Annotated in this window: 16 protein-coding genes; 13 read left to right on the top strand and 3 right to left on the bottom strand. The window is 58.5% G+C overall.

All coding sequences use genetic code 11. The features are described 5' to 3' along the window. Positions 1 to 15 precede the first annotated feature (15 nt). The 4 genes from RIN49_RS08065 to RIN49_RS08050 all read left to right on the top strand — a co-directional run bounded on the left by RIN49_RS08065 (position 16) and on the right by RIN49_RS08050 (position 4517). Positions 16 to 948 (top strand): nucleoside hydrolase, encoded by a 933-nt coding sequence (locus tag RIN49_RS08065; protein ID WP_309119660.1) that lies wholly within the window; start codon positions 16 to 18, stop codon positions 946 to 948. Further along, a complete protein-coding gene (locus RIN49_RS08060) occupies positions 945 to 1097 on the top strand; it encodes a hypothetical protein (protein ID WP_309119659.1) in 153 nt (50 codons plus the stop codon). Before RIN49_RS08065 ends, RIN49_RS08060 begins: the two co-directional genes overlap by 4 nt. Before the next feature lie 412 nt (positions 1098 to 1509). Beyond that, complete coding sequence (locus RIN49_RS08055) at positions 1510 to 3078, top strand: glycoside hydrolase family 43 protein (RefSeq protein WP_309119658.1); 1569 nt, start codon at positions 1510 to 1512, stop codon at positions 3076 to 3078. Continuing rightward, positions 3075 to 4517, top strand: coding sequence for a glycoside hydrolase family 28 protein (locus RIN49_RS08050; RefSeq protein WP_309119657.1), 1443 nt, complete (start codon positions 3075 to 3077; stop codon positions 4515 to 4517). The genes RIN49_RS08055 and RIN49_RS08050 overlap by 4 nt, the downstream gene beginning before the upstream one ends. On the opposite strand, the gene RIN49_RS08045 is transcribed toward RIN49_RS08050, so the two are convergent. After that, the gene (locus RIN49_RS08045) at positions 4469 to 5350 is read right to left on the bottom strand and encodes a helix-turn-helix transcriptional regulator (RefSeq protein ID WP_309119656.1); all 882 of its coding nucleotides are present in this window, start codon (positions 5348 to 5350) and stop codon (positions 4469 to 4471) included. The two genes, RIN49_RS08050 and RIN49_RS08045, sit on opposite strands and share 49 nt — an antisense overlap. A 178-nt stretch (positions 5351 to 5528) precedes the next feature. Here RIN49_RS08045 and RIN49_RS08040 point away from each other — a divergent pair, with 178 nt between their 5' ends. The 4 genes from RIN49_RS08040 (at position 5529) to RIN49_RS08025 (ending at position 11086) form a co-directional block, all read left to right on the top strand. Beyond that, positions 5529 to 6647 carry a glycoside hydrolase family 88/105 protein gene (locus RIN49_RS08040; protein WP_309119655.1) on the top strand — a complete coding sequence of 373 codons (1119 nt, stop codon included), beginning with the start codon at positions 5529 to 5531 and terminating at the stop codon, positions 6645 to 6647. 181 nt (positions 6648 to 6828) lie between these two features. Beyond that, positions 6829 to 7794 carry an S-layer homology domain-containing protein gene (locus RIN49_RS08035; RefSeq protein ID WP_309119654.1) on the top strand — a complete coding sequence of 322 codons (966 nt, stop codon included), beginning with the start codon at positions 6829 to 6831 and terminating at the stop codon, positions 7792 to 7794. Positions 7795 to 7876: 82 nt separating this feature from the next. Then, positions 7877 to 9385 carry an extracellular solute-binding protein gene (locus RIN49_RS08030; RefSeq protein WP_309119653.1) on the top strand — a complete coding sequence of 503 codons (1509 nt, stop codon included), beginning with the start codon at positions 7877 to 7879 and terminating at the stop codon, positions 9383 to 9385. Between the two features lie 150 nt (positions 9386 to 9535). Next, positions 9536 to 11086 (top strand): extracellular solute-binding protein, encoded by a 1551-nt coding sequence (locus RIN49_RS08025; protein WP_309119652.1) that lies wholly within the window; start codon positions 9536 to 9538, stop codon positions 11084 to 11086. 50 nt (positions 11087 to 11136) lie between these two features. On the opposite strand, the gene RIN49_RS08020 is transcribed toward RIN49_RS08025, so the two are convergent. Together RIN49_RS08020 and RIN49_RS08015 are read right to left on the bottom strand one after the other, a co-directional pair. Then, a complete protein-coding gene (locus tag RIN49_RS08020) occupies positions 11137 to 13455 on the bottom strand; it encodes a helix-turn-helix domain-containing protein (RefSeq protein WP_309119651.1) in 2319 nt (772 codons plus the stop codon). A 389-nt stretch (positions 13456 to 13844) separates the two neighbouring features. After that, complete coding sequence (locus RIN49_RS08015) at positions 13845 to 14738, bottom strand: helix-turn-helix domain-containing protein (RefSeq protein ID WP_309119650.1); 894 nt, start codon at positions 14736 to 14738, stop codon at positions 13845 to 13847. A gap of 174 nt (positions 14739 to 14912) precedes the next feature. On the opposite strand from RIN49_RS08015, the gene RIN49_RS08010 reads away from it, so the two are divergent. The 5 genes from RIN49_RS08010 (at position 14913) to RIN49_RS07990 (ending at position 19830) form a co-directional block, all read left to right on the top strand. Further along, the gene (locus RIN49_RS08010; RefSeq protein ID WP_309119649.1) at positions 14913 to 15998 is read left to right on the top strand and encodes a Gfo/Idh/MocA family protein; all 1086 of its coding nucleotides are present in this window, start codon (positions 14913 to 14915) and stop codon (positions 15996 to 15998) included. A gap of 118 nt (positions 15999 to 16116) precedes the next feature. Then, positions 16117 to 17208 carry an ABC transporter permease gene (locus RIN49_RS08005; protein ID WP_309119648.1) on the top strand — a complete coding sequence of 364 codons (1092 nt, stop codon included), beginning with the start codon at positions 16117 to 16119 and terminating at the stop codon, positions 17206 to 17208. Between the two features lie 10 nt (positions 17209 to 17218). Next, on the top strand, positions 17219 to 18100 hold the full coding sequence (locus RIN49_RS08000) for a carbohydrate ABC transporter permease (RefSeq protein ID WP_309119647.1): 882 nt from the start codon (positions 17219 to 17221) through the stop codon (positions 18098 to 18100). A gap of 143 nt (positions 18101 to 18243) precedes the next feature. Then, a complete protein-coding gene (locus RIN49_RS07995; RefSeq protein ID WP_309119646.1) occupies positions 18244 to 19236 on the top strand; it encodes an extracellular solute-binding protein in 993 nt (330 codons plus the stop codon). A gap of 168 nt (positions 19237 to 19404) precedes the next feature. Beyond that, a complete protein-coding gene (locus tag RIN49_RS07990; RefSeq protein WP_309119645.1) occupies positions 19405 to 19830 on the top strand; it encodes a type 2 periplasmic-binding domain-containing protein in 426 nt (141 codons plus the stop codon). The last annotated feature ends 7 nt before the right edge of the window (positions 19831 to 19837 follow it).

The raw sequence follows: 19837 nt of genomic DNA, 5'->3' as shown, positions 1-19837 counted from the left end.
AAGGAGGAGTCGAACGTGTTGGATTGGAACGAGGTACTGCCTTACCGCGTCCCGGAGGCGAAGCGCCTCCGTTTGATCGTGAACACGGACGCCGCCAACGAGGCGGACGATCCATTCGCGATCGCGCATGCGCTGCTGACGCCGCGGTTCGACATCCGCGGCTTGATCGGCGCCCATTACGGCGCGAGGGACGCCGATTCGATGGAGCGCTCCTGCCGCGAGATCGAGAAGCTGCTGCGGCTGATGCGCATGGACGCGCGATACGCCGCGACGCCGGGCGCTCCGGCGGCGATGGAGCACGAGCGCGGGGCGGTCGTCTCGCCGGGGTCCGACCTCATCGTCCGGGAGGCGATGCGGGACGACGACGCGCGGCCGCTGTTCGTCGTCTTCCTCGGGCCGCTCACGGATCTCGCCGCGGCGTATTTGTCGGAGCCGCGCATCGCGGATCGGCTGACGGCGGTATGGATCGGCGGAGGGACGTACCCGGACGGCGGGGCGGAATTCAACGCCGGTAACGATATCGCCGCGGCGAACGTCGTCCTCGGCTCCGGCATTCCGCTCTGGCAGGTACCGAAGAACGTATATTCGATGATTCGCGTCAGTCTGGCGGAGCTGGCCGTGAAGGTGCGGCCGCACGGCGAGCTCGGACGTTACTTGTTCGAGCAATTGGTCGACTTCAACGAGCGGTGGGGCGATAAGCCGGCATGGCCGAAGGGCGAGATGTGGATGCTCGGCGATTCGCCGGCCGTCTCGCTGCTGCTGGACGATCATGCCTTCGAATACGACATGCGGCCCGCGCCGCGCATTCGCGCCGACGGCAAGTACGAGCATGCTTCCGAAGGAAGCGGGCGCTTGATCCGCGTCTACCGGTACGTAGATTCCCGATTTACGCTGGAAGACATGTACGCCAAGCTGGCGTTGTTCCACGAAGCGACGAAGGAAGGATGATCTGCCTCGCGCAGAGCTCTGAGTCGGTCCACGGGTGGAATTACCGCGGAGAGGAAGCCGGGGCGACCGTCATTCGCATCGGCTCCGGCGAGTATACGTTCGAAGGGACGCTGCAGGTCGCGGCGTCGGCGTCTTCCGCCGCTAGGTAACTAGGATCGCCAGGACAGCCGGTTCCATCCATTGGGACCGGCTGTCGCCCGTTTGGTCGGTCCGGCGAAGAGCAGAGTACCGCGGCTCCTTGGTCACCGATTTCCATTGGCTCAGGTATCCTTCGGCTGAACGAAGTGAGTTTGTGGGGAAGCGTCGACGAAAGAGAGTAGGGGCTGCAAAGGGATAGGGGGCGGTCGGCTGAACGAAGGGAATTCTAGGAGAAAGAGCGGTTAGGGGAGGGGAGTATGAATTCTTAAGCTGGGAAGTGTATCAATAATAAGCCGAAATACGAACCCGATTAGTGCAAAAAAGTATAAAAATTGTGGAATTAAGCACGAAACGATCAAGATATTAGCGCTTCCTTGAACTATACTGGCAGTGCTTATCGTACTTGATCAAGGGGGTTTCGCTATGACAACGTTCCGCAATCCGATCTTACCGGGCTTCTACCCGGATCCTTCCGCGATTCGCGTCGGAGAGGATTATTACCTCGCGACGTCGAGCTTCGAATTTTTCCCCGGCGTTCCGCTGTTCCACAGCCGCGATCTCGTGCATTGGCGCCAGATCGGGCACGCGCTCGACCGCCCGTCTCAGCTGAATCTGGACGGCATCGCGCCGTCCAGAGGCATCTGGGCGCCTACGATTCGCTATCATGACGGACGGTTCTACATGATCACCACGTTCGTGGACAACGAGAAGAATATGCATAATTTCTATGTTACCGCGGAAGATCCCGCGGGCGATTGGTCGGACCCGGTATGGCTCGAAGACGCGCCGGGCATCGATCCGTCTTTGTTCTTCGACGACGACGGGAAGGCGTATTACACCGGAAATCGCGTTCCGCCCGAGGGGCAGCGATATGCGAAGGAGATGGATATCTGGCTCCAAGAAATCGATCTGGAGAGCGGTCGTCTCATCGGGGAGAAGATCAGCTTATGGCGAGGCGCGCTTAAGGTCGCGCATGCGCAAGAAGGTCCGCATCTCTATAAGGTCGGAGGATGGTATTACCTCTTGATCGCGGAAGGCGGCACGGGCCACACGCATGCGATTACGGTCGCAAGAAGCGAGTCGGTCAAAGGACCGTACGAAGGGTATAAAGGGAACCCGCTCCTTACGCATCGCCATTTGGGTCGAGATTACGGCATCGTGAATGTCGGCCACGGCGAATGGGTGGAGACGCAAACCGGCGATTGGTGGATGGTTTGCCTCGGGTCCCGTCCTTACGGCGGATACTTCCGCAATTTGGGCCGCGAGACGTTCCTGACGCCGATGAAATGGGAGGACGGTTGGCCCGTCGTCAACCCGGGCAAGGGGATCGTGGAAGCGGAGGGCGAGGCGCCCGATTTGCCGCCGACGCCGTGGCCGTCCCGAGCGAGCCGGGACGATTTCGACGCGCCGCGACTCGCAGGCGAATGGAATTTTCTCCGTACGCCGCGCGGCGACTTCTGGAACTTGGAAGAACGGCCCGGTTGGCTTCGGTTGAAGCTAAAGCCGGATGTCGTCTCGGCGCTTGCCAATCCGTCCTTCGTCGGACGGAGGCAACAGCATATGTCGTTCGCGGCGACGACCAAGCTCGAGTTCTCCCCGGCGGCGGAAGGCGAAGCGGCCGGAATCGTGCTTCTTCAGAACGCGGACTACCATTATAGGCTTGAATACGGACGAGTCGAAAGCGTCGATGCGCTGCGATTGATAGAGCGCAGGGGCGGTATCGAACGTAACGTCGCGTCTCGACGGTACGACGGCGTGTCGATCGAGCTGAAGGTCGAAGCGGCGGGGCAAGCGTACAGCTTCTTCTACCGAATCGATGAGGAAGCGCCTTGGGAAGCGCTGGCGGAAGACGTGGACGGCAGGCTGCTCAGCACGGATGTCGCGGGCGGATTCACCGGGGCGTATCTGGGGATGTATGCCTCTTCGCACGGCGCCGTCTCCGCGAACGTCGCCGATTTCGATTGGTTCGAGTACGAGGGAGCGCAACAATGAGCGAACAAATTACGCCCGCCTACGCCGCGCCGGAACGTCCCCGTATTCCTCGGCATACGTATTCCATCCTCGATTACGGTGCGGTCGCCGGCGCAATGACGCCGCAAACCGCGGCGATTCAGGCAGCCCTCGACGCTTGCGCGGCGGCGGGAGGGGGGACGGTCGTCGTGCCGGCCGGCTTATGGCGAACCGGACCGCTGTCTTTGCGAAGCCGGATCAACCTTCACGTTACGGGAGGGGCTTTGGTGTTATTCGAACCCGACCCCGCATTGTACCCGATAATTCCATCCATGTACGAGGGATCGGCGGGCGCTCGCTGCAAGGCGCCTCTCGACGGAGAAGATCTGCAAGACGTCGCGATTACAGGCGCCGGCGTTCTGGACGGGGGCGGTCAAGCGTGGCGGCCCGTCAAGAAATGGAAAATGACGGAGAAAGCTTGGCTCGCGCTCTTGGCTTCCGGCGGCGCCCTGGACGAATGCGGCGAACTGTGGTGGCCGTCGCCGGCGGCGCTCGAGGGAGAGCGTATCGTCCGACGTCTTCGGTCGGATGGGGTCCGGGATCTCGAAGCGTACGAACCGGCCAGGGCGTATCTTCGGCCGACGATGCTCAGCTTGCGTTCCTGCAAGCGAGTATCGGTGTCGGGACCGACGTTCCAGAATTCTCCCGCGTGGTGCCTGCATCTATTCGATTGCGAGCACGTGACGTTGGAGGATACGAACGTAAGGAATCCGTGGTATTCCCAGAACGGCGACGGGTTGGACCTGGAGTCGTGTAGGCATGCACGCGTGGAACGTTGCACGTTCGACGTCGGCGACGACGCGATCTGCCTGAAATCGGGAAAGGATGAGGAAGGCAGAAGGCGGGGGCTTCCTTGCGAATACGTCACGATTCGCTCCTGCACCGTGTATCACGGTCACGGCGGCGTCGTGATCGGCAGCGAGATGTCCGGCGGCGTCCGCCGAGTGAGGGTGTCGGACTGTACGTTCGTCGGCACCGACATCGGTCTTCGCTTCAAGAGCGCAAGAGGGCGGGGCGGCGTCGTCGAGGATATCGTCATGGAACGCATTCGAATGGCCGACATCGTTCATGAAGCCGTATCGTTCCATATGTTTTACGCCGGCAAGGAAGGCTCCGAAGGGTATGACGAAGCGCCTCGTCCGGTAACGGAAGAGACGCCGATCTTCCGGAACATCGCGCTTAAGGATATCGAATGCCGCGGGGCGGCGACGGCGCTGCTCATCAACGGCCTGCCGGAGCAGCCGTTGACCGGGCTGACCGTCGACGGATTCGCGGCGGATACGGACCGCGGGATCGTCGGGCGGCATGCGCAAGATGTGACGTTGAAGAACGTCAGGCTTGCGGTCAGGCGGGGCGAACCGATCCTTCTGGATCACTGCCGCAACGTATCGTACGCCGGCGCGGACGAATGCGCGGGTTGAACGGCCGCTTTCCGATATTGCATCGGCGTCAACCCGGTCGCCTTCTTGAACGTCTTGTTGAAATGAGACAAATATTCGAAGCCGACGGCGTAGGCGATCTCCTGAACGCTGCATCGCGTCTCCGTCAGCAGCTTCTGCGCTTCCCGAATCCGAATGTGAATGAGGTATTCCCGAAAGTGAAAGCCCGTGAATCGATGGAAGATCCGGCTAAGGTAGGAGCTGCTGATATAGAATCGCTTGGCCGTTTCCTCTAAGGTAAGGCCTTCGCGGTAGCGCTGCCGGACGAACGTTGCGATTTCCGTAATTTTCTCGTGTACCGGGTTTCCGTTCCGATTCGCTTGCGTCTCGGGCTGCGCGCGCCTTAACAGCACGTTTAACTCGGTCAGCAGAGCGAGCGCCAACGTCTCGTAATGCTTGTCGGCGCGTTCGCACTCTTCCATTAAGCGCCGCAGCACGCGCTCGATCTCGAGCTGTTCGCGCAAGGAGAAGCGATATAAGCGGAACGACGGGCGCGCGCTTTCCGGTTCCGCCAGCGCCGCAGGCAAGAGCGACGGATCGTAATGGATCAAGACGCGCTCGAACTGTGCGCGCTGCGAGCTGGCGGTCGCGTGCGGCAAGCGAGGCGGAAGCAGGATCATCTCTCCCTTGCGCACGGTCACGATTCGATCGTCGACGAAATAAAGTCGCTCGCCGTGAAGCAAATAATACAGCTCCACCTCGTCGTGGCTGTGCGGCCTCGGCATCGCGGTCGCGCCGGTTTTCCGCATGTGTTGGATGCTGAAGCGCCGCTCGGCCAAGTAATGTTTCGGCAGAGCGAAGTCGTTGTCGTTCACGGGGAAACCACTCTCCCGGGCGTCTGTCGTTTCGTTTTCCCAATTATATAGAGTTCTCATTCGTTTCGAAAGGAGTTTTTCCGATGGCCATTACCGTGTCGGCGCAAGGAGCCGGCGATTTCCTCGCTTCAAGCCGCGGAGGGATAGTAAGCGCTTTGGAACAGGGAGGAGAAGATCGATGAGCGGTCCGATTGAGACGAAGGCATGGTCGCGTGCGATCGCGGATACGATTCTGCGTCAATGCGACGACAAAGGCAATCACGAATATATTTTGAAACGGTGGGCGTACGTCCCCGGCATGCTCCTGCGGGCGATGGCGAAAGCCGGCGAACGACTCGATCATCGAGCGTATCATGACTTTATGAAACGCCATATGGACGCTTTCGTGCAAGCGGACGGAAGCATCCGTACGTACCGCTTGGAAGAATACAATTTAGACCAAATCAACCAGGGGAAGAATGTATTGACGTTATATCGAGAGACGGGCGAATCGCGGTACGCCGAGGCGGCGAATCGGCTGGCCGCACAGCTCGAAGGGCATCCTCGAACGTCCGAAGGCGGGTTTTGGCATAAGAAGGTGTATCCGTTCCAGATGTGGCTCGACGGCCTGTACATGGCGACGCCGTTCTTGGCGGAATACGCCGCCTTGTTCGACCGGCCGGATTTGCTGGATGAAGCCGCGCACCAGCTGCTGCTGATCGAGCGAAAAACGAGAGACCCGCGAACGGGATTGTTGTATCACGGCTGGGACGAGTCGCGGGAGCAGGAATGGGCCGATTCGACGACCGGACGGTCCTCGCACTTTTGGAGCCGGGCGATGGGGTGGTACGCGATGGCGCTTGCCGACAGTCTGGAGCATTTCCCCGTAAACCATCCGAAGCGGGGCACGATCGTCGGCATTTTCCACCGGATGTGTTTGGCGTTGCTGCGCGTGCAAGATAAGGAATCCGGGTTGTGGTACCAGGTGCTGGACCAAGGGGACCGCAAGGGGAACTATCTCGAAGCGTCGGGAAGCTGCATGTTCGTCTACGCCATGGCGAAGGGGCTGCGGCTCGGGTATTTGGAACCGTCGTTTCGCGAGCCGATACGGAAGGGATACGAGGGGATCGTGAATCGCCTTGCGGACATCGACGCGAACGGAGACGTGCACTTGCACGGCATCTGTCACGGAGCGGGGCTTAGCGCCGATCGGAACGGATCGTTCGCGTATTATGTGTCGGAGCAGGTCGTATCGGATGCGCCGATGGGAATGGCCCCCTTCTTGCTGGCCTCGATCGAAGCGGAGGAGGAGCTGTGACGATGCCGTTGTCATTCAATTTTACGAATACCCCCAAGGACGGTTATGTTTTAGTCCCTTACGACGCGAAGCGCGGTGCGCCGTTATTCGACCCCTCTTTAGGGTACGGATTCGTGCGTCGAACCGGGACCATGCCGTCCAGAGACGTGCATACGGACGAGATCGTTGGAAGTTCCCCGAGATGATGAAGCGCGCAGGCCATGAAATGTCCATTCCGGTCATCGATCTGAATTCGGCAAGCGTCGAATACTACAACGAGATCGGGATAGAGGCGACGACCGCCGTCTTCATGTCGATCGAAGCGGGGGAAACGCCCGGCAAGTCGAATGACGGCAGTTTCGCGAACGGGCATCCGTCGAATAAAATCGACGGGACGCATTATAAAGAGGCATTGTCCAAACAATTCGCCCGGATGGTCGTCACGCGGATCGAGAGGCTGGGAGCGGAGGGGGACTCTTCGGCGGCCGAGGTTGCTTCCTACCTCAAAGCGGAAGTTCGGAAAGCGATCGCCTCGAACGATTGGTCGCAGGTGTATCCGGAAATCGCGAAGGATACGATGACGGGGGTTCATGCGCATTACCGAAATCAGATCGAGAAGCTACTGCAGCTTGGGATCATGAGCAAGGAGGAAGACGGAAACTTCCATCCGGAACGTCCCGCGACCGTCTCGGAATTCGTTATTGCCCTGTGCAAAGCGATGCGGTTGAATCCGACGAAGATCGCGGAGTATTCGGACGGCGATTTGTCCCGCGAAACGATGGGAGCCATCCTCTACGACGCGTATCATGCGAAATTCGTAACGAAGCCGAAGTACATGACCGACTATAACGGCACTGCCTTAACGCCGGACGATGCGGGGTACGATCCGAATTTGGATTCCGGCGCGAAGGGGGTTATGTTTTATCCCGTGGTGTCGTTCGACCAGCTGACCGACGTTCATCTCGTGTCTCCGGCAGTAGCGCGCAAATTAAGGGACGCGTACGAACTGGGCTTGCTCCGATCGGAAAAAGGGATCGCTCGGGGGTGGAACGGGAACGGGACGGAGCTGGAACCGAAAACGATCGTGACGCGCGCGAAGGCGGCCAAAACGTTATACTTTATGTGGGTCCTGACGCAGCCGGTCCTTGCGGAGAACGACGGCGTTTAGTATAAGGAAAAGACAAGACCATGCCGACCTCAAGCGTTCGCGTGGTCTTCGTTTTTCAGTCGAGGGGTGGGACGTAAGGCATATGCGTTTACATCAAAGATGGTTGCTCTTGCTTGCGAGCGCGGCCATGCTTTTCGCAACGGCGTGCGGCGAACGAAACGGGACGCCACGCCCCGCTTCCGAGGAAACGCCGTTCGAGATTAGCATCATGGCCGTGCTGCATACTTCGAAGCTGCCCGACGACGAGGTGATGAAGCTCGTCGAACGGAAGACCGGCGCGGAGCTGGACGTGAAGTGGATTTCGGGAGAGATTTATTACGAGAAACTCAAGGCGGCCATGGCGACCGACTCCCTGCCGATGGCCGTCTCTACGGGCAGCCAATCCTTCTACAAGGAGCTTAAGGACGCGATCCGACACGGAGAATTTTGGGAAATCGGTCCGTACCTGGAGAAATACGGAAACCTGCGGCGCCTTGACGAAGACGTGCTCCGAAGCGCGGCGGTCGACGGAAAAATTTACGGCTTGTACCAAGAGCGCCCACGCTCCCGGCAAGGCGTGATCTATCGAAAAGATTGGCTGGATCGCCTCGGCTTGGAACCGCCGACGACCGTGGACGAGCTGTTCGAGATGCTCGTCGCCTTCGCCGAGCGAGACCCCGACGGCGACGGCCTAAGAAACACCATCGGGTTAGCCGAACGCAACGACATGGTATACGGGGCGTTCAAGACCGTCTCCTCGTATTTCGGCGTTCCGAACCAATGGGGCGTCAAGGACGGAGGCCTGGAGCCTGAATTTATGTTCCCGGCCTACATAGAGACGATGAATTTTTTTCGTTCGCTTCGGGAGAGGGGGGCGGTGAACGCGGACTTTCCCGTCACGAGCAAGAGCGCGCAGCGCGACCTGTTCATTAACGGTACCGCCGGCGCGTACATCGGCTCGTTGAGCGATGCCGTCGGTCTGTATCGCGAAGCCGCAAAGCGGAATCCGAAGGCGGAAGTCGACGTCGCGAATCGAATCGAGGGCCCGAACGGCCCCGGCGTATGGTCGATTCCTGGGTACGGAGCCGCTTTTCTGTTTCCGAAATCTTCGATTTCGTCGGAGGCGGAGCTGGAGCGGGTGTTGTCCTTCTACGACGCCTTAATGGACCCTGAGGTTTACCACCTGCTGCAGTACGGGATCGAGGGGCGGCATTATGAGAAGACGGACGGGAAAGCGAACATGATCGCCGATCCGGAAGTCGTGGAACGGGAAGTAAAGCCGCTGATCCAACTCCAGATCGGGGGACCGAGCACCATCGACGCCATGCCTCCTTACGAGACCGACGCGTTGTCCGTCAAGGTCGGCGAACGGATTAAAGACAACGACAACATGCTTATCGACGACCCTACGCTCGGACTCGAATCGAGAACCTTCGACGAGCTCGGGGGACGGTTACAGCGACGGATCGCGGACGCCGCCTACCAATACATGCTGGGGCAAATCGACGACGACGGATTCCGGGAGGCGGTCGTCGAGTGGAGGGCGCAGGGAGGCGATAAGATGATCGCGGAATACAACGAGCAGTACCGGCGCAAGACGTCGACGCCATGAATAAATCGGATAATCATTTCTTCGCGTACCCCCGGGAAACCCGCATCTCATGCGGGTTTTCTAATGTCCGGATTATCGTCGTCCTCCGAAGTTCTGCGCTACGATGAGGGGGCAAGACCACTATCTCGGTTCACAGGAGGTCAAAAACGAATGATCGGAACCATTAGAAGGAGAAGGGGGCGGCGTTGGAGCGCGTTCGCGGTATCCCTTGCGCTGCTTGTCGTCTCTGCGGCATGCTCGTCCGCCGGCGGGGAGGAACCGGCGTCGTCGGCGGCGAACGGGTCCTCGGCCGACGCGCCGTTCGAGCTGAGCGTCATGACCGTACTGCATACGCCCGAACTGCCGAGCGACAAATTGCTGCGCGTCCTCGAGGAGAAGACGAATACGAAGCTGGAAATCAATTGGGTGCCGAACGCGTCCTACGAGGAAAAGGTGATATCCGCGCTGGCGACCGACGCCTTGCCTCAAGCGGTATACGTCGGGAATATCGCGATCTACAACAATTTCAAAAGCGCGCTGCGCGCGGGGCAATTTTGGGAAATCGGTCCCTATCTCAAGGAATTCCCTTATCTGAGCAACTTGGACCCTACCGTGTTAAAGAACAGCGCGGTCGACGGCAAAATGTACGGCGTGTATTCCGCGACTCCTTTATCCAGACAAGGGGTCATTTACCGAAAAGACTGGGCGGATCAACTGGGGTTGAAGGCGCCGGAGACGATCGACGATCTGTACGCCATGATGAAGGCGTTCAAGGAACAAGATCCCGACGGCGACGGCCAAGCGGACACGATCGGCCTAGCGGATCGGAGCGATCTCGTCTACGGCGCGTTCAAGACCGTCAGCTCGTATTTCGGCACGCCCAATAACTGGGGGGATCAAGGCGGCGAGCTTCGTCCGGAATTCATGTTTCCGGAATACGTCGAAACGATGAAATTCTTTAAGAAATTATTGGACGAAGGGTTGATCAATCACGATTTCCCGGTGACCAGCAAGCCCGATCACGAAGCGTTGTTTAAGTCCGGCAAGGCGGGCGTGTACATCGGCTGCATCTGTGCCGCTCCGGGCTATCAGCGGGACATGTCGGCCGCGATGCCGGAGACCGAGCTGGCCGTCGTCAACCGAATCAAGGGGCCTGCGGGACAATGGGGCGTATGGTCCGTTCCGGGGTTCGGAAACATGGTGTTGTTCCCGAAGTCTTCGGTAAAGAGCGAAGAGCAACTAAAGAAGGCGCTGGCTTTCTTCGACCACCTCATGAATCCCGAGATCTACAATTTGATCAGCTATGGCATCGAGGGCGAGCATTACGAAGTCGTCGACGGCCAAGCGAAGGTGTTCAGCGAGCCGGAGAAAACCGCGATCAAAGATCGCGAGGTGCGTCCGTTCTTAAGCTTGCGCGTCGGGGGACCGGAGACGATCGCAGGGTTGACCGCTTACGAGGCGACGGAGCTGGAGTCGCAAACGAACGATGCGATGGCCGATAACAACAATCTTCTGATCAACGATCCGGCGGCGGGCTTCGACTCGCCGACTCGAGACGAGAAGGGCGTTCAGCTGCAGCAGATCATTATCGACGCGACATACAAGTTCATAATGGGCGATATCGACGAAGCGGGGTTCCAAGCGGCGATCGACAAGTGGGTCAAGGACGGCGGCGGCAAGGTGATCGAGGAAATCAATGAGCACTATAAGCCAGGGAAGTAACGCAATCGAGCGCGGACGGATGTGTTCGTCCGCGCTCTCGTTCCGCCGATTTACTCCGGGCGGCAGGCTTCCTTGCGATACTGGCCCGGCGTCATTTGCTCCGCTTTCCGGAAGGCGCGAATGAAGTTTTGCGAATTGTTGTACTGCAGACGTTCCGCGATGTCTTTAATCGACATTTCGGTTTCGAGGAGCCACTTTTTCGCCATATGAAGGCGGTAGTTGGATAAGTATTCGCTGAAGGAGAGTCCGGCTTCCTTGCGGAACGCGCCACTCAAGTAACTAATGTTATAGTGCATCCGCTTCGCGCATTTCTCCAACGTCAGATCCGTGTCGAATTCATTATGAATCATAGCGATCATTTCTTCGGACAGATGTCGATACTGCGCTTGTTTGCGCTCCAGCAGCGTGTCGATCATCGGGGCGACGATGTCAGTCTTCAACCAAGCTTCGATCTCGGCGAGCGTCTTCAACTGAAACAAGCGATCGTAGGGGGATTCGTTGTCGCGAAATACGCTGCCGATACTTACGCCGAGCTCTTGCATCACGATAATTAATTGGTTCAAGAGTCTCGCCAGAGCGATCTGATATTCCTTCGGATGGCGTTCGACGGCGAAAATCTCGCGAAGCAGCCGGTCCAGCGCTTCATGCGCTTGCTCCGGTTCCGTCAGCCGAATGGAATCGGTGAGGGCGTCTTCCCACCGTTTCGGATAAGCGATGGCGAATTTTTGGTTGGGCGGCAAGCTGCTGTACCGGACGACGAGGCCGCCCCCGAGCCGCATCCGATGATGCAGAGCCTCCGCTCCCTCCTGGAAGGCGCGCGGCGCTTCCCTGAACGCTTGGAACGGCTGGCTGATCGCGACGCTGACGGACAGACCCAACAAGGAGGAGACCGTCGATTGAATCTGCAAGGCGTACTGCTCCAGGCCGCGCGCGAAATCCGCCTCGTCGGCGTTCGAATCGCCGACGAGCGCGATTTGCGTCTTGTCGATGATCGTCGGCGATAGCCGCCGGTGTTCCGGAATCAGTTCCTCTACGATATTGCCGACGGCAAACAATAGCAACGATCGGTCGGACTCCCGATACCGGGATTGTTCCAAGGCATCGAATTGGATGGACAGCACGGCCATTTGGCGCCATTGCGCCGCGTGCGCCGCGTAGCCGAACGTTCGCAGCTGTTCGTCGATTTCCTTGGGACGAATGTCGCCTTGGAGCAGCCGAAGCAAAAAGTAACTCTTCGCATGATTCATATGAGCGGACCGCTCTTGTTCAAGCTTCTCCTTCGACTGCCGTAAGCGCTGGAATTGTTGGCCGATCCACTGGAATTCGTTCTGCCGACCGGGAAGTTCGTCGGCGGCCGATTTCGGGAGAACGGAGCGGAGCAAAGCGCGAACCGGTCTATACATTCGAAGCGAGAACCAACAGACCATGCCGGCGCCGGCCAACAAAAAGGCTAAGCATAAATAAAACGTAAACCAACCGATTCGTTCGGATTCGCGGGTCAGTTCGCTCATCGGGGTCGCGGACAAGTACGTCCATCCGTTCGTCGAAGAGCGGTGGTAAGTTAGGACGTATGGTCGGCCGTCGATTTCGCTTTTAAAGAAGTCCTGCAAGTCGGCGACGTCCGTCGGTTCGTACGTCGTTACGTCCGTCAGAGAACGCCCCAATACTTCCGGGCGGTCGGCGACGATGACTCGCATCGATTCGTCCAATATGAAGTACTGTTTTTCGGATTGGGGGAAAAACCGCAGCATCTCGCACACCGGAATCCGCGTCAGGAGCAGGCCGGATTTTTCATACCGATCCACGGGAAGCTTTACGACGTATTCGAGGTGACGGTTGCATCTCGGATCCGAATCGATCGGCTGACCGGGGAAAGCGGAATGCGCTTGGAAGGCCCAATACGCATCCTCCGTTCGTTCGTCCGAATAACGGTCGAACGCGAGGTCGTCTCGCGTCGGGTCCCAACGCCGCAGGCCGTCGTTGCCGACCGTCCACCCTTGTCTCGCGTTGACGAACAGGATGTCTTGGATCCCGGTATCGAAGGTTTGCAAGTTACGAAGGCTCGCAGTCAGATCCTTGTATAACCGGAAGTCTTCTCCTTTGAAACTCGACTCGAGGCTCCGTTCCGTTACCGGAGAGCTTGCCGTCTGCGTTACGGAATGCGTCGCCGTCTTCAGCACTTGTTCCGTCGTCAGCCGCAATTGGATTAATAGCTGCATCGTTTCTCGATTCGTCCGCGCCTCCGTCATATCAAGCGTGGTTTTGTACGAATAAAAACCCAACGCGAGCAGAGGCAGCGTCGTAAGGAAGCAACCGAAAAAGACGAGCTTGGCGAAATAGCTGTTCGTCAGCGTCTTTAGAAAGCTCATTGTAATACCGCCTTGTCCTGATGTTGTAACGAGTATATCACGTAAACGAAAGCGGTTTCCCCTAAATTCCGCAAACATAAGGATTGTAAATTGTCGGGTTGTCCTTGCTCGTTAACGAGCGGGGCACCCCGGCGAAGGAGGCGCAGCTGCGAAAATACAGGTAAAAAGTGCGCTGATGGCCGAAAACGACCGAATAACTGCAAATGAATCGTTATTTGAGCTCCGCACCTTCCAAAAGGGGTGAAATAGCTGCATTATTGCAGGAGCGAAGCCGTGGCGGGGTACTCCGGAGTTAAATACCTGTAGTTTTGCAGGCCGGACAGGCCGGAGCAGGCTTGACGGACGAGCGAAGTAGCGAAGTAGCGAAGTAGCGAAGGAGCGAAGCGCCCTCACTCTCCATGCGCGCCCTGCCGTTTCCGGCATTGCGACGGAGAACATCGCTTGTAGTGCTTGAACATTTGGCTGAAGTAGTTGATGCTGCTGAAGCCGACGCGGTAAGCGATCTCCGTCACCGGCGTCGTCGTGTCGACGAGCAGCCGCTCGGCGGCGTTGATGCGGTGCAAGTTGACGTATTCGACGAACGTCTTGCCCGTAATTTTCTTGAAGGTGCGGCAGAAGTGGTATTCGCTCAAGTTGACGATGGAAGCGGCGAGCTGCACGGTCAGCTTGTCCGCGTAACGGTTCTCGATGTAGGCGATCAGCTCCTTAAACCGTCCGTACAGCTCCTCGTCGAAGCCGTGCACCCGGGTGCGGCCGCCGGACACGTCGTGGTGGCGGAGCAGATGAATGAGCAGCAGATGAAGCTTAGACCGAATGGCCAGCTCGTATCCCTTGGCTTTCGCGCCGTATTCGGCGATCAAGTCCTCCACGAGCGCGACCGCGGAAGGATGCTGAGGATGCTCCGCGCCGATATGAATGGGAAAGAAGCTCTTCCCGGAGGCGAACGGGCCGATGATTTGCAAATGATAGGCGTCCGCCAACGATCCGGCGACGAGAGACGGATGGAAGACGACGGCGGCGTAGCGCACCTTCCCGTCATCCTCCGCGAAGCCGGTATGGATGAGACCTCGGTTGACGAAGAGCAGATCGCCGGGCTGCGGGCGCACCCGCTCCGATCCGATATGGAAGACGGCGTTGCCCTGTCTGAAATAGACGATCTCCCAGTCGTCATGCCAGTGCAGATGCATGATTTGCTTCTCCGGCGGTACGATGTCGAACACGTTGAACGGGAACGCGGGATCCAGATGAGGAACGAGCTGCTTCAGTTGGTACGGATTCGTCATCGCGTTTTCGCCCCTCTCCCTTATCTATCCCTCAGTATAGCCTCCTCGATTTTCCTCGTCTAGGATCGCTTCCGGCAGCAAAATCGCTTAACTATTCCGCAACATCGGATAGAGACCCGTTCCTCCACCCTTCCTATAATGGGGATAGATTCATAGACGAGAGGATGAACGGATATGACAACGAAGCAAGGATATACGCTCGGCGTCGTCGGTTTAGGCGAAGGGCGCAGTATTATGTCCGCCGCGTTGCAGAGCGATCGGTGGGAGCTTCGCCGCGTATGCGACCTGAACCCCGACGTCTGCCGGGCGCGGGCCGACGAGTTCGGCTTCGATCGGTGGACGACGTCGTACGAGGAGCTGCTGCAGGACGACGCGATCGATGCGATCGCGATTTATACGCCGGATCAGCTGCATTACGCGCATGTGAAGCAGGCGCTCGAGGCCGGCAAGCACGCGATCTGCACGAAGCCGCTGCTGTTGTCGCTGGACGGCGCCCAGGAGCTCATCGAGCTCTCGGAGCGGACCGGCAAGCATGTGTTCGTCGGGCAGAGCTCGCGGTTTTTCGAGCCGATGCTGCGGCAGCGGGAGGACTTCGAAGCCGGCAAGCACGGCGAGCTCGAGACGGTCGAGGCGCATTACATCACCGACGGGCGCTGGTTTCTCGAGAAGGGGTGGAGCCGGCAAGCGGGCTTCAGCTGGATGTACAATTTCATGATTCACGCGGCGGACTTGGTCCGCTGGTACTTACCGGGAGTCGAGGAGGTCGTCGGGTACGGACGGTGCAGCGAGACGAGCCGAAGCTACGGACTCGACGTTTGGGACAGCATGAGGTTTTTGCTGCGGGACGGGGCGGGACGGATCGGCGTCGTCTCGGGCAGCTACACGCTTCCGACGCTCGGCCGGGATGCGGAGCCGACGATCCAGTGCACGCTGCGCGGGACGAGGGGGAGCTCGCGAGCGGAATATTTTCGACTGCATTATTATACGCACTTCGCCGGAGAGGGGAAGAACGTCCGCACGTTCGACGATCTTCACGGCTATTACTTCCGCTTCGAGGGAGAGAGTCACCACGCGGGCGAATACCAGAATTACATCGATTATTTCGCCGACGCGTTGGACCGTGGCGCGACACCGTACCCCGACGTCAAGGAGGGCGTGCGAACGATCGCCGTTCTCGAGGCGATGCGCCGAAGCGCTGCGAACGGAGGGGAACGCGTCCGGGTGCAGGATATCCTGGACGAGCGGGGCATCGAAGCTTAAGCCTTATCGAGTCCACGAATCCCGCGCAGGGCATGGACGATACCGGAAGGACATCGATCGTAAGATTCGGGTGCCGACCGGAAGAATGGAGTGTTTCTCCGTTCTTCCGAGGAGTTGGGTGCCGATCGAAGGGAATGTACCTTGCGGCATCGCGCCATGCCCTGCTACATTGGCATCGAGCGGCGGCGCCGGCGAGGCGGGCCGCGAAATCGGCGAAGGGGAGAAAGCGATGGATTTGCGGCAGCAGGTTACGATTCGTCCCGAGCAGGCCTCGATCGGAAAGTGGAGGCGGCTGAGGAGAGAGGTGGCGGTGCATCGTTTTCTATTGTTGATGCTCGTGCCGGGGTTCGTCTATTTCGTAGTGTTCCAATACTTGCCGATGTACGGCATTCTGGTCGCGTTCAAGGATTTCCGGCTGAACGCGAATGTCGGCTATATTGTAAACGTCTTCACCAGCTCCTGGGCAGGCCTCAAACACTTCATCGTCTTCGTGGAGAGCCCGAATTTCTGGAAGCTGCTGCGCAACACGATTCTGCTTAGCGTATACAACACGATCTTCGGGTTTCCCGCGCCGATTCTGTTCGCCATCCTGCTCAACGAGGTCCGACACTTGTTGTATAAGAAGGTCATTCAGACCGTCAGCTACTTGCCGTACTTCATCTCCACCGTCGCGGTCGTCGGGATGCTGAAGATGCTCCTCTCGCCCGAGTCCGGCGCGATCAACAACATCCTCGGCGCGCTGTTCGGCATCGAGCCGAAATATTACTTCGGGGACGCGGACTGGTTCCGGACGCTGTTCGTCACGTCGGACATCTGGCAGAAGCTCGGCTGGGGATCGATCATCTACTTGGCCGCCCTCTCCAAGGTGAATCCGGAGATGTACGAATCCGCCGTCATCGACGGCGCGAGACGCTCGCAGCAAATCTGGCACATTACGCTGCCGGCGCTGAAGACGACGATCGTCGTCATGCTGCTGCTGAGCTTGTCCGGCCTGCTCGACGTCGGCGTCGAAAAGGTGCTTCTCATGTACAGTCCGGCGACATACGAGACGGCGGACGTGCTGTCGACTTATATTTACCGGCGCGGCCTCGTCGATATGAGCTACAGCTTCGGCACGGCGGTCGAATTGTTCAACGGGGTCGTGAACCTGCTGATCTTGGTCGGCGCGAACTACGCATCCCGCAAACTGACGAGCGAAAGCTTATGGTAGGTGATACGCGATGGTAAGAGATCGATCCATATCCTCTAGGTTGTTGGACGTCGCGACGCACGTCACGATGGCGGTCGTCCTGCTGATCACGCTGCTGCCCTTCATCCATGTCGTTTCTATCTCGTTCAGCGGACCGAAGGACATCGTCGCCGGCAACGTGTTCCTGTGGCCCGTGAATTTCGACTTGACGGCGTATAAGCTCATCTTCAGCAATTTCCTTATTCCGAAGTCGTTCCTGAACTCCGTCGTCATTACGGCGCTCGGCACCGCCGTCAATATGGCGATGACGGTGTTGACGGCGTATCCGTTGTCGAAGAGCCGACTGCCTTTCCGTTCTTTCTTCCTGAAAATGTTCCTGCTCACCATGTTCTTCAGCGGCGGCTTGGTGCCGAAATTCCTCTTGGTCAACTCGTTGGGCATGTACGATTCGTTCTGGGCGTTGACCGTGCCGCTGGCGATCAACACGTACTTCATGATCATCATGCTGTCGTTCTTCAAAAATTTCCCGAAGGAAATCGAGGAGTCGGCGAAGATCGACGGATGTAACGACATGCAGGCGCTCGTCCGCATCGTGCTGCCGCTGTCGATGGCATCGGTCATGACGATCGGACTGTTCTACGCGGTGCAGCATTGGAACTCTTATTTCCAAGCGCTGCTCTACATCAACTCGAACGAGAAGTACCCGCTTCAGCTCATCCTGCGGCAGATCGTGCTTCAATCGCAAATTCAGAATCTGATGCAAGGCAGCCCGATCGACTATCAGACGCAGGCGAATTCGGAGAGCTTGAAATACGGCACGCTCGTCATTTCGATTCTGCCGATGCTCGCGTTGTACCCGTTCATCCAGAAATACTTCGTCCGGGGCGTCATGATCGGTTCGCTCAAGGGCTGACGCAATGGAAACAGGGAAAGGGGGTGCCGCCGGTCGCCTGCGGCCAACGGTCCGACGGACACCGAGAGGGGAGCCTGCAAGGGAGGATGCAACTCGACAGCTGAGGGGAAGAGATGGAACAGATCATGAGGAGGTTGGTAGCGATGCAAAAAAAGAGAACGTTCGCCGCATGGGTCAGCTTGATCGTCGCACTGTCTTTCGTCTTATCGGCCTGCAGCTCCGGCGATTCCGGGTCGACCGGCGCCGAAACGGGGACACCGGCCGAAACCCCGTCGGGCGATCCGGCGCCGGCGCCCGCGGACGCGGCGCCGAAGCTGCTGGAGTATGACGTTGTGGCCGAATATCAAAATTTGCCGGACGAAAATCCCACGATGAAGGACAAGTTGGTAATGGAGAAGTTCAACATCAAGACCGACACGAACTACATCACGCTGGGGGAAGGCTTGGAGAAGCTGAGCGTCTTGTTCGCCAGCGGCAACTATCCGGACTACATCCCGAATTTGAACCACGAGGCGGAAGTGAAGCGGTGGGGCGAGGCTGGCTTCCTGGTGCCGCTCTCCGACTATATGGACGCGCTGTCGGAATATCGGAAATGGTGGACGGACGAGGAATGGAACGTCGTCACCCAATTCGCGCAAAATCCGGACGGGAAGCTGTACTACTTGCCGGCGAAAAACTATCGCAGCCACTCGAAGGCGTGGATTTACCGCAAGGACGTGTTCGACGCGCTCGGTCTGAAATTCCCGGAGACGCTCGACGAGCTGTACGCGGCGCTGAAGGCGATCAAGGCCGCGTATCCGGACTCCGTGCCGATCTCGAACCGCGGCAAGGACGGCGTCATCGGCATCGCCGTGAACGCCTATCGTCTGCCGGGGGATATGTGGTACGGCTTCGAAGGCTTCTACCGCGATCCGGACGCGAACGGCGAAGTCATGTACGCGCAGGCGACGGACAAATTCCGCGAGTCGCTCAAGTTCATCAATAAGCTGTACAAGGAAGATTTGATCGAAAAAGAGTTTCCGACGATGACGACGGAACAATGGACGCAGCGCGGCGTGAGCGGCCGCTCCTTCCTTATGTACGATTACGCGACGCGCGCGGCGTATTTCCAAAATCTAATGCAGGATACGCCGTAAGCGCAATGGGATTGGGCGCCGGTCAACCTCTCGACGGGCGACAAGCCGGGCTTCGTCGACCGCGAGCTGCCGTTCTTTTCGTACGGTCCTATCATAACGAACAAGGTCGAAGGCGATCGTCTGGATCGACTGCTCGAATACTTCAACTGGGCCGCGTCGCCGGAAGGCGTGAAGTTCCACACGCTCGGCGTGGAAGGCGAGACGTACGAAGTCGTGGACGGCAAGCCGCAATACAGCAACGGCGCGGCGGATAAACACGAGATGTTCCAGAAGACCGGCTTCATCGAATTCCTCGTCACGGACCCGGAGTACGTCGCATCGAACGAAGATCGGCAGACGGACTTGGCGGTATCGGAAGCGTTCAAGGATAAGCCGTTCGTGCCGTTCACGGCGTTCGACCTGTCCGCCGAGGACCGCGAGACGGCGAACAGCCTGATCACGGGCGTGACGGATATCGCGGAGCAATTTTACGTGAAGGCGATCATGGGGCAGGTCGACGTGAACGACGACGCGGTATGGAATCAGTACGTGCAAGAGCTGAATCAAGCCGGACTGACGCAATTGCTCGAGCTGCATCGGAAGTCTGCGCAATAAGAACAAG

The sequence above is a fragment of the Paenibacillus sp. genome, assembly GCF_031177825.1.
Taxonomy (GTDB): Bacteria; Bacillota; Bacilli; order Paenibacillales; family YIM-B00363; genus Paenibacillus_AE.
This window is presented reverse-complemented; position numbering and strand designations above follow the sequence as displayed.

Coding starts and splice junctions, on each gene's coding strand:
- RIN49_RS08060 (WP_309119659.1), top strand. CDS start 945: ATGATCTGCCTCGCGCAGAGCTCTGAGTCGGTCCACGGGTGGAATTAC.
- RIN49_RS08025 (WP_309119652.1), top strand. CDS start 9,536: ATGATCGGAACCATTAGAAGGAGAAGGGGGCGGCGTTGGAGCGCGTTC.
- RIN49_RS08020 (WP_309119651.1), bottom strand. CDS start 13,455: ATGAGCTTTCTAAAGACGCTGACGAACAGCTATTTCGCCAAGCTCGTC.
- RIN49_RS08010 (WP_309119649.1), top strand. CDS start 14,913: ATGACAACGAAGCAAGGATATACGCTCGGCGTCGTCGGTTTAGGCGAA.
- RIN49_RS08000 (WP_309119647.1), top strand. CDS start 17,219: ATGGTAAGAGATCGATCCATATCCTCTAGGTTGTTGGACGTCGCGACG.
- RIN49_RS08030 (WP_309119653.1), top strand. CDS start 7,877: ATGCGTTTACATCAAAGATGGTTGCTCTTGCTTGCGAGCGCGGCCATG.
- RIN49_RS08040 (WP_309119655.1), top strand. CDS start 5,529: ATGAGCGGTCCGATTGAGACGAAGGCATGGTCGCGTGCGATCGCGGAT.
- RIN49_RS08035 (WP_309119654.1), top strand. CDS start 6,829: ATGATGAAGCGCGCAGGCCATGAAATGTCCATTCCGGTCATCGATCTG.
- RIN49_RS08050 (WP_309119657.1), top strand. CDS start 3,075: ATGAGCGAACAAATTACGCCCGCCTACGCCGCGCCGGAACGTCCCCGT.
- RIN49_RS07995 (WP_309119646.1), top strand. CDS start 18,244: ATGCAAAAAAAGAGAACGTTCGCCGCATGGGTCAGCTTGATCGTCGCA.
- RIN49_RS08015 (WP_309119650.1), bottom strand. CDS start 14,738: ATGACGAATCCGTACCAACTGAAGCAGCTCGTTCCTCATCTGGATCCC.
- RIN49_RS08055 (WP_309119658.1), top strand. CDS start 1,510: ATGACAACGTTCCGCAATCCGATCTTACCGGGCTTCTACCCGGATCCT.